Source organism: Bradyrhizobium sp., assembly GCF_049586575.1.
Lineage (GTDB): Bacteria > Pseudomonadota > Alphaproteobacteria > Rhizobiales > Xanthobacteraceae > Bradyrhizobium.
Genome location: NZ_JBAVCF010000643.1, coordinates 1 through 1,803, shown reverse-complemented (window position 1 = coordinate 1,803; position 1,803 = coordinate 1). Strand labels below are relative to the sequence as shown.

General features: G+C 63.7%; 3 protein-coding genes. 1 reads left to right on the top strand and 2 read right to left on the bottom strand.

What is annotated here, in order from left to right; translation table 11 throughout:
• The coding region (locus WB528_RS23755; protein WP_423891285.1) for an MGMT family protein at positions 1-117 on the top strand (117 nt) is incomplete at its 5' end.
• A gap of 273 nt (positions 118-390) precedes the next feature.
• Here WB528_RS23755 and WB528_RS23750 read toward each other — a convergent pair.
• Together WB528_RS23750 and dapB are read right to left on the bottom strand one after the other, a co-directional pair.
• Positions 391-1,014: a 2,3-bisphosphoglycerate-dependent phosphoglycerate mutase gene (locus WB528_RS23750; RefSeq protein ID WP_423891284.1), complete on the bottom strand. Its 624-nt coding sequence runs from the start codon at positions 1,012-1,014 to the stop codon at positions 391-393.
• Positions 1,015-1,042: 28 nt separating this feature from the next.
• On the bottom strand, positions 1,043-1,803 hold a 761-nt coding region (gene dapB / locus WB528_RS23745; RefSeq protein WP_423891282.1), incomplete at its 5' end, for a 4-hydroxy-tetrahydrodipicolinate reductase.

Genomic DNA, 1,803 nt, shown 5'->3' with positions numbered 1-1,803 from the left:
GTGCCGTGCCATCGCGCGCTCGGCAAGAGCGGCGCGCTGACCGGCTATCACTGGGGCATCACCCGCAAACAGGCGATGATCGGCTGGGAAGCAGGGCAGGAGGCAAGCGCCGCTTAGCGTTTGCTCTCGGCAGCCGTGAACCTCCCCTTGAAACGGGGAGGTCGCTTCGCTCCGAAGGAAGCGGGAGGGGATCAAAAAGATTTAGCGAAGTTCGCCTGGACCCCCACCACGCCCTTGATCCCCCACCCCAACCTTCCCCCTTTCCGGGGGAGGGAGTCACTCAGCGACAGGTTACTTCAGCCGCTTCTACAGGATCGCCGTGTCACAGAGCCGGCCGTCCGGAAACAGCGCCAACGGGCGCGGCGAGCGAAACGATCTCGACGCTTTCGCTCACGCTGCCATATCGACCTTGGAGGCGACGGTTGCGTCCGCGTTCAGGCGGTAGATGATGGGCGCGCCGGTAGCGAGTTCGCGCTTCAGAATGCCTTCCGGCGACAGTTTCTCCAGCACCATGATCAGCGCGCGCAGCGAATTGCCGTGGGCTGCGACCAGCGTGCGCTCGCCGCGCAGCACGCAGGGAAGAATTTCCTGCACATAATAAGGCAGCGTGCGCGCCAGCGTGTCTTTCAGGCTTTCACCGCCGGGCGGCGGTACGTCGTAGGAGCGGCGCCAGATCAGCACCTGGTCCTCCCCCCATTTCTTGCGGGCATCATCCTTGTTGAGGCCGGAGAGATCGCCATAGTCGCGCTCATTGAGCGCAAGGTCCTTGTGCACCGGGAGCTTGGTCTGGCCGAGCTGAGCCAGCATCAGATCGAGCGTGTGCTGGGCGCGTATCAGGACTGAAGTAAAGGCGATATCGAATACGAGCCCCTGCGCCTTCAGCTTGCGGCCGGCTTCGTTCGCTTCCGCGATTCCCTGCTCGGTGAGATCGGGGTCCTTCCAGCCGGTGAAGAGATTTTTCAGATTCCATTCGCTTTGGCCGTGACGTACCAGCACGAGAAGACGATCGCTCATATCTGAAGCTTCCGTTTGATTGAACCGATCAGAAGTTATTGAGCCCGAGCACGTCGGCCATGCTGTAGAGGCCAGGCTTCTTGTCGCGGGCCCACAACGCGGCTTTCACCGCGCCTTGCGCAAACATCGTGCGATCTTCGGCCCGGTGGGTGAGTTCGATGCGCTCCATCGCGCCGCAGAAAATCACGCTGTGATCGCCGGTGACGGTACCGCCTCGCAACGAGGCAAACCCGATGTCGCCGGTTCGCCGCGCGCCGGTGTGGCCGTCGCGGCCGCGCGCCGAATGCGCTTCGAGCGCAACCTTTCGCCCTTCGGCCGCCGCCTCGCCCAGCATCAAGGCGGTACCGGAGGGCGCATCGATCTTGGCGCGGTGATGCATTTCGAGAATTTCGATGTCGAAACTCTCATCCAGCGATTGCGCCACGCGCTTGACCAGCGCGGCGAGCAGGTTGATGCCGAGGCTCATATTGCCGGACTTCACCACGACCGCGCGCGAGGTGACGCTCTTGATCACGGCATCGTCGTCGGAAGAAAGCCCGGTGGTACCAATGACGTGGACGAGCCCCCGTTGGGCTGCAATCGCGACATTGGCGATGGTGGCGCCCGGCACGGTGAAGTCGAGAATGCCGTCGGCATTGGCCGACATCGTCCAGAGATCGGCGGATAGCTCCACACCATTGGCGGGCAGGCCCGCGAGCACGCCGGCGTCCTTGCCGAGCAGTTCCGAGCCCGGCGCCTCCAGCGCGCCGGCCAGCGTCGCGCCTTTGGTCTCGGAGATCACCCGCGTCA